The organism is Candidatus Polarisedimenticolaceae bacterium, from assembly GCA_036376135.1.
Classification (GTDB): Bacteria; Acidobacteriota; Polarisedimenticolia; order Polarisedimenticolales; family DASRJG01; genus DASVAW01.
In genome coordinates this window covers 41391-49349 of the sequence record DASVAW010000050.1, presented here as the reverse complement: position 1 = coordinate 49349, position 7959 = coordinate 41391, and the positions used below count along the sequence as shown (strand labels likewise).

The window sequence follows — 7959 nt, the reverse complement described above, 5'->3', positions numbered from 1 at the left end:
AGCTGTACACGCGCTGGCGGGTCGTCCCGCGATGAGCGACAAGGCCGCGGTCGCCGACGCCCTCGAGGAGATCGGCCTCCTCCTCGAGCTCCTCGGCGAGAACCCCTTCAAGACGCGGGCCTACGCCAACGCCGCGCGGGTGCTTCGCGGGCTCGACCGCGACCTCGACACACTCGTCCGCGCGAAACAACTCGGCGAGATCAAGGGGTTCGGCCCCGCCCTCGTCGAGAAGATCGGCGTGCTCGTCACGACCGGACGGCTCCCCTACCTCGAGGACCTGCGCAGGCAGGTTCCGGCGGGGATGCTCGACTGGCTCAAGATCCCGGGCCTGGGCCCCAAGAAGGCCCGCGCGATCCACCTGAATCTGGGCATCGCCACCCTGGCGCAGCTCGAGACCGCGGCGAAGGAGGGGAAGCTGCGCGACCTCGAGGGGTTCGGCGCCGCCTCCGAGAAGAAGATCCTGGACGGCATCGCCCGCGTGCGCGACCACGCGTCGCGCTTCCTGCAACCCCTCATCCGCGCGGAGGCCGACCGGCTGCTCGCGCTCGTGCGCGCGATTCCCGGCGTCGAGCGTGCCGAGGTCGCGGGCTCCGCCCGCCGCCGAGGGGAGACCTCGAAGGACATCGACGTCGTCTGCACGGCGAAGGACCCCGCGAAGGTGCTCGACGCCTTCGCGACGGCGCCGGGGGTCGCGGCGGTGATCGGCAAGGGAGACACGAAGTGCAGCGTCGCCCTCGAGTCGGGCCCCAACGCCGACCTGCGCGTCGTCGCGGCGAAGGCGTACCCGTTCGCGCTCCTCTATTTCACCGGGAGCAAGGCGCACAACATCGCGCTGCGGGCCCGCGCCGGGAAACTCGGCCTCAAGCTCAACGAATACGGCCTCGTCGCGGAGGACGGGCGCGAGACCGCGGCCGGCGACGAAACGGCGATCTACCGCGCCCTGGGCCTTCCCTGGATCGAGCCGGAGCTGCGCGAGGACGCGGGAGAGATCGAGGCGGCGGAGGCCGGCACGCTCCCACGGTTGATCGAGCGTTCCGACCTGAAGGGGATCCTCCACGTCCACTCGACCTGGTCGGACGGCACCGCCTCGATCCGCGAGATGGCCGAGGCCGCGCGCGCGATGGGGATGGCGTATCTCGGCCTGTGCGACCATTCCCGCGCCGCGGCGTACGCCGGGGGGCTCTCGATCGAGCGGGTGCGAGAGCAACACGCCGAGATCGACCGGATCAACGCCGACTACGCCGGCGCCTTCCGCGTGCTCAAGGGAACCGAGGTCGACATCCTCGCCGACGGTTCCCTCGACTACCCCGACGAGGTCCTCTCCTCCTTCGACCTCGTCGTGGCGTCGGTCCACAGCCGATTCAACCTCCCCGTCGACGAGCAGACCGCCAGGATCGTCCGCGCGATCGACGGCGGCTTCGTGGACATCGTCGGCCACCCCACGGGGCGGCTGCTGCTCACGCGCGACGGGTACCCGCTCCACCTGAACCGCGTGCTCGACGCCGCGGCCGCCGCCGGAGTCGCCGTCGAGATCAACGCGCACCCGCAGCGGCTCGACCTCGATCCGCCCGCGCTCCGTTACGGGATCGCACGCGGCATGAAGACCGCGATCGACCCCGACTCGCACGACACCGCGGGGCTGAGCGACGTCGACTACGGCGTCGGCGTCGCGCGGAAGGGCTGGTGCACCGCGGAGGACGTCCTCAACGCGTGGCCGCTCGATCGCCTGCTGGCGTGGCTGCGCGATCGACGGGCGAGGGCCCGCGCGTGACGCAGGCGAGGCGGCGCGAGCGCGCCGCGAAGATCGTCGCCGAGCTGCGCCGTCTCTACGGCGACGCCGATTGCGCGCTGCATCACGCGAGCGCCCTCCAGCTGCTCGTCGCGACCGTCCTCTCGGCCCAGTGCACCGACGAACGCGTCAACCTCGTCACCCCCGCGCTCTTCGGGAAATACAGGTCGGCCGCCGACTACGCGAACGCCGACCTCCCGACGTTGATGGAGGAGATCCGGTCGACCGGGTTCTTCCAGAACAAGGCGAAGGCCCTCGTCGGCCTCGGGAAGGCTCTGGTGGAGCGCCACGGGGGGACGGTCCCGGACCGGATGGAGGACCTCGTCGGGCTTCCCGGCGTCGGCCGGAAGACCGCGAACGTCCTGCTCGGGACCTGGTTCGGGAAACCCGCGATCCCCGTGGACACCCACGTCACCCGCCTCGTCGCCCGGCTCGACCTGTCCAAGGAGTCGGATCCGGTCAAGATCGAACGCGACTTGATGGAACTGTTGGAGGAATCGGACTGGACCTTCACCTCCCATGCGCTGATCTGGCACGGGAGGAGGGTCTGCAACGCGCGCAAGCCCCTCTGCGAAACCTGCACGCTCCGGCCCCTCTGTCCGTTCCCCGCCGCACCCCGGCGGGAGAAGGGTTGAACCCGTGCGCTAGAGTGCCCGCGGGAACAAAGGGGCACCGGTGTTTCGGCTCGACGACCGATACCAGCGCATCGAAGGGGACGAGCTCTACCGCAAGCTCGCCATGGGCGAGCCGGTTTTCCTCCTCGACGTCCGCACCGACGTCGAATACCGCCACGGGCACATCCCGGGGTCGGTCCTGCTCCCGCTCCACGAGCTCGAGCACGCGTGGGAGCAGCTTCCCAACGGCGGCACGCCGATCGCGGTCATCTGCCAGCAGGGGTACCGCAGCGTGTCGGCCTGCCGCTTCCTCGCGGAGCGCGGGTTCAAGCCGCTCTACACCCTCGACGGGGGCCTCGCGACGTGGCCCGGCCCGCTCTCCAACGGCGAGTCGCTCCCGAACCATCCCCACGCGCTGATCGCGCCGTCGCGGTTTCTCATCGAGCACTTCGACCTGCTCCCGCGCGGGCTCGCGCTCGACGTCGCGATGGGGAACGGGCGCAACGCGGTGTACCTCGCGACCCGCGGGTTCGACGTGGACGGGGTGGACGTCAACGAGAGGGTGGTCGAGGACGCCCGCCGCAGAGCGCGCCGCATGGGCGCCCCGATCCGCGCCGTCGTCGGCAACGTCGAGGACGGCAGCTACATCATCCCGATCGAGACGTTCGACGTGATCGTCGTCTTCAACTTCCTGCACCGCCCGCTCTTCCGCGACATCAAGGACGGGATCAAGCCGGGGGGCGTCGTCGTCTATCAGACGTACACGACCGAGCAGCCGCAATTCGGCCCGCCGACGAATCCGGCGCACCTCGTGCACCCGGGCGAGCTCGCGGAGGTCTTCTCCGACTGGCAGATCCTCCGCCACGAGGAAGGGATCGAGCCCGCGACACGCGTACACGGGCCCAAGGCTCTCGCGGGGATCGTGGCGCGCAAGCCCGAGTAGCCGCCTACCGCTGCACCCCGTCGGGGTACCGCACGAACGTCCCGTTCGAGAAGACGATATCGCTGAGGAACGTCGTCGTCGGGGCGAGATCCGTCTCACCGTACGCGAAGTCCGGTACGTCGGGCGTGCCGTCCTTGCCTGCGCTCACGAGCACGTAGCTCCGCCCGTCGGAGCGGACCAGCACCGGGTGCCCCCAACCGTCCTGCTCGGGGATCGCGGTGATATACGTCGGCTCCAGCTGCGCCTTCAGCGCGCCGACGGGGACGAATCCGCCGTCGAGGACCGGGTACGCGTCGTGGTCCACGGCGAACGACTCGATCGCCGTGCCGATCGACCGCAGGTCGGCCATCGTCCGCTTCTGCTTGCCGCGATCGACGGCGTTGAGGAAGTTCGGGATCGCGATCGCGGCGAGGATGCCGACGAAGAACACCCCGACGACCGCCACCCCGGCGACGATCGCGACGACCACTCCCGCGTTCATCGAGCCGACGGCCGCGCGGTTCCATGTCGCGGTTTCCCCGGGGGTCCAGGTCGCCGGGTCGCGCTTGGCGAACCACAGCGTCACGGCGGGACGCGTGAGATAGATGAACGAGGTGATCCCCACGGCGGTGCCGACGGGGAGGTTCAACAAGCCGAATCCGGAGAGGACGAAGTGGAGGATCCTCGCCCACCCCGCCCCCACGAGCAGCCCCCACCCCGCGGCGAGGCGCAACACGCCGAAGACCCCGGTGATCCCCCCGATCACGCCGAGCCCCACGGCGTTGCCTTGGCGGAAGAAGGCGACCGCGGCGAGCGTGACGGCGAGCGTGAGCGCCGCCGCCGCGAAGTCGTAGATTGCGAGGAGCGTCACGCCGGTCGGCCGCTTCACGACCGCCGGGAGGACGGGGACGGGGCTCGCGGCGCCCCCGCAACGGGTGCAGAACGCGGCGCCCTCGACGAGCGTCGCCCCACAGGAGCTGCAGTTCATGGCGGTCCCTCCGGGGCCGAGCTGCCCCGGAGGCTACCACGCCCCCGCTACGGCGCGTCCGCCGACACCCCCCCGTTGTTCTCCGCCGCGACGAGATAGAACGCACTCCCCGGGGTGATGCGCTCGTCCGCGAGCACCGCGACCGGCGCCGTCGGCGAGGCCGCGACCGCGAATCCGCCCGAAGGGCTCGCCGAGCGGTAGACGCGATACCCCGTCGCCGCGGAGTGCGCGCCATCGACCGGGGGCGCCTGCCACTCGAGGCGCAGGTGGTCGCCGTCGATCGACGCGAGCACGGTATCGCCGACGCCGTTGGGCGCCTGCGCCGCGGCGGGGGTGTACGGATCGCACTCGCGACGGGTCCGCTCGACGCGGACGTCGTCGATCAGTCCCTCGAGGAGCGTGTCCCCGGCGATCGTCGATTCGGTCACCTCGACCCGGAGGCGCATCTGGTCGGAGGGAGCGCCGAAGTTGACGAGGTCGAGGGCGACCGGGTTCCACGCCGCCGCGTCGCCCGTGAGCGTCTCGAGATCGCGCCAGGTCGTCCCGCCGTCGCTCGAGACGCGCAGCTGGAAGGTCGAGCTGTCGAACTGTCCGGGGTTCTTGCGCGTGAACCAGCGCTTCAGGTCGAGCTGGAGCCGCGTCGCGAAGGCGCCGTCGAAGATCGGGGACTGGAGCCAGGCGGTCCCGCCGTCGACGTCGCCGGAGGACGGGTTGAAATTCCCGTTGGTGCGCGGATTCCCGGTCACCCACGCGCGCACGCCGGGGGAGGGCGTCGTATCGTCTTCCGGCTGGACCGGCAGCCCGCCCGCCGTCACCCCGTTCGGATCCTCCCGCACCCAGTAGCCGAGCGTCGCGTTCCCGCCGGTCGTCCAGCCCAGGTCGGACTCGAAGTCGTCGGCGAGGATCACGACGGTGCGGTCGGAGCCGATCGGGATCGAGAAGGTGCTCACCGAGCGGCCGCCGTCCCAGCGCAGGTCGAGGGTGAAGGGAACCGTCTTCCGGCAGGTCGTGCCGTCGAAGGTGACGGTGAAGTGCGGGGCGAGGCTGTCCCCCGATCCTCCCGCGGGGACGTCGGCGAACCCGGCCCATCCGTTGCGGATCGTCACGCCGGGCTCGTTCGTGCTCAGGAACGCCTCCACCCCCGTGGAGACGACGTCGCGGTTCGAGCGGATCTGCAGGGACACGACGGCGGTTTCGCCGCCGTCGATCGTGCCGTTGCCGTTGGAGCCGGTCGGTCCGATCTCCGCGGCCGCGTGGGCGAGATAGGAGAGCTTCCCGGCCGCCGAGGGGACGGCCTCCCCGCACACGCCGACGTCGTCGACGTAGAACCCGGGCTGCTCGGTCCCGGTGTCCGAGGTGAGCTTGAAGCGGAATCGCACGTCGTCGGCCTGGTCGGCGAACGCGGAGAGGTCGACGCGCTCCTCCTGCCACCCCTCGCCCCAGTGGAACCCCTTCCAGATCTCCGTCCACGTCCCCCCGCCGTCGACCGAGGCTTCGACGGTGGCGAGGTCGTATCCGGGCTCGTTCTTGAGCCAGCGCCAGAAACGAAGCTCCGAGCCGCGGAGGCCGCGCAGGTCGAAGGGCGTCGTCGTCAGGCGGAAGTCGCCGTTGCCGCCGTAGTTCCCCGAGAGGTTCGTGCCGTAGACGTTGTTGCCCGTGCGGCCGCCCGTCGGGCCGACGACCGACGGCACGCCGAACTGCCAGCCCCCGGTCCCGGCGTTGGCGATCGTCCAGCCGGGGTTGGCGTCGAGGGTCTCCACCGTGAAGGGACAACTCGGGTAGCCGCGCGTGACGCGCAGCGCCGCCGTCTCGGAGGCGGTGCACAGCGCCTCGTTCGCGCCGAAGGTGACGGTCAGGGTCGCGACGTGGCCGTCGGGGGCGTCGGGCGACACCTGGATCGAGAAGAGCCCTTCCGCCTCGGCCGCGGGGGCGAGGGTGCCGTACGCGGCGTTGGCCTGGGTCACGGTCACCCACGGGTCGGTGGTCGAGAGGGTCGCCGTCACGCCGGTGAGGGTCTCGCCGGTCGCGAGCAGCGTCACGCCGATCGAGGTCGCCTCGCCCGGATCGGCCTGGGCGTCGTCGTCTCCCGCGGCGTCGGCGACCCGGACGGCGCGCACGGCGAGCCCCCGCGATCCGGTCGGGACGAGCCGGATCTCGCGGTCGAACGGTTTCGAGCCGACCTCGGTCGGCCAGGCCTGCCCCCGATACCCGGACAGGGCGGCGCGCAAGGTGAACGTCCCGGGCGTCGTCAGGAACTGGTAGCGGCCGTGTTGCGGGGTCGCGGTGCGCGTCGTCTCGCCGTTGGAGTACACGACCTCGTCCAGGGCGACGGTCGCCGAAAGCGGGGCGCCCGTGCAGGCGTTCGTCACGTGGCCGCGAACCGAGGAGCCGCCGATCCGATCGAGGAGGTACTGCCACCCCGGGCGGTTGCGCTCGACGGTGCCGTTGCGCCAGGTCGCGTAGTCCGGCTGGAAGCCCTGCGTCGAGGTGTTCGCCTCGATCGTCATGCTGTAGGTGCCGAGCTCGCCGTAGAACCAGTCGTCGGAGGCGCCGTCGACGGCGTAGAGGATCTCCCAGGGCGATCCCGGCTGGTACCAGCTCGTGCCGGTGTCGCCGACCAGGCGCGTGGCGACCTCCGACGCGATGCGCCGGAACGTCTCGCGCTCGGGGGTGTGCGACCCGGTGCACCCGTACGGCATCAGCACGAGCTCGGAGTAGGTGTGATACGACAGCGCCATCACCGGCCGCTCCCGCCGTGCGAGCTCGAGGATCCCCTGCGCGGTCTCGGGCTCCGAGGCGGGGGACGGACCACGGTAGGTGTCGCTCGACGCATCCCCCGACGAGCCGCCGCAGGCGTTCCACTGGAAGGGGTAGTTCCGGTTCTGGTCGACGCCGAAGACCCCCCCGCCGTTGTTCCGCCGGTTCTTGCGCCAATTGCTGTCCGCGGTGAAGACGTGGTTCGTGCCGTCGGGGTTGTGGTTGGGAAGGATCCAGATCTCGGTCGCGTCGACCCACGCCTTGACCTGCGGGTCGGTGGCGTAGCGCGTCAGCAGGTAGTCCACGGCGTCCATCGCGATCTCGGGGGTCATCACCTCGCGGGCGTGGTGCTGCGCGACGACGAGCACCGCAGGCTCGTCCTCGTCCACGGCCACGTTGTCGGAGATCTTCACCGCCCACACCGTCCGCCCCTCGACGGTCGTGGCGTAGGCCTCCTTCTTCGCGAGCGCGGGGTACGCGGCCACGTACTGGTCGATCCGCTGCGCGACCTCGGCCGGGCTCAGGTAGTCCGACAGGGCCTCGAACGAATCCGACGTCGTCGAGACGTCGCGGACGACCTCGACCTCGAACCCGAGGTTGCGCAGGAAGCCGATCGTGGCGGTGTCGCCGATCACGTCGACCGCCTTCGACTTCGAGTCGAACCCGGCGAAGTCGAGATCGAGGCGGTACAGGTCCGGGAGCATCCGCTCGGGGTCGACGGCCATGACCCGGAGCAGGAGCCGCTCGCGGGACATCGCCGGTTCGGCGTGGACGAGCGGGAGCGAGCAGACGAGGAGCGCGGCGGCGGCGGCCAGGCGACGGATCATCGATTCCCCCCCGAGGGATTGGAGGGCCGATCTACCGTCGTAATGCGGTTGCGTCAACGTAA

General features: G+C 70.9%; 5 protein-coding genes. 3 read left to right on the top strand and 2 right to left on the bottom strand.

What is annotated here, in order from left to right:
* The 3 genes from polX to VF139_04840 form a co-directional block, all read left to right on the top strand.
* Positions 1-1771, top strand: a 1771-nt coding sequence (gene polX / locus VF139_04850) for a DNA polymerase/3'-5' exonuclease PolX (GenBank protein ID HEX6850715.1), incomplete at its 5' end; no start/stop codon positions are given.
* Positions 1768-2424, top strand: coding sequence for an endonuclease III (nth, locus tag VF139_04845; GenBank protein HEX6850714.1), 657 nt, complete (start codon positions 1768-1770; stop codon positions 2422-2424). The genes polX and nth, both read left to right, overlap by 4 nt.
* Before the next feature lie 40 nt (positions 2425-2464).
* Positions 2465-3346, top strand: a complete 882-nt coding sequence (locus tag VF139_04840; GenBank protein HEX6850713.1) for a rhodanese-like domain-containing protein — start codon at positions 2465-2467, stop codon at positions 3344-3346.
* A gap of 4 nt (positions 3347-3350) precedes the next feature.
* Here VF139_04840 and VF139_04835 read toward each other — a convergent pair whose 3' ends face one another.
* Together VF139_04835 and VF139_04830 are read right to left on the bottom strand one after the other, a co-directional pair.
* Complete coding sequence (locus VF139_04835) at positions 3351-4313, bottom strand: type II secretion system protein GspG (GenBank protein HEX6850712.1); 963 nt, start codon at positions 4311-4313, stop codon at positions 3351-3353.
* Positions 4314-4360: 47 nt separating this feature from the next.
* Positions 4361-7897: a M14 family zinc carboxypeptidase gene (locus tag VF139_04830; GenBank protein HEX6850711.1), complete on the bottom strand. Its 3537-nt coding sequence runs from the start codon at positions 7895-7897 to the stop codon at positions 4361-4363.
* Positions 7898-7959: the final 62 nt, after the last annotated feature.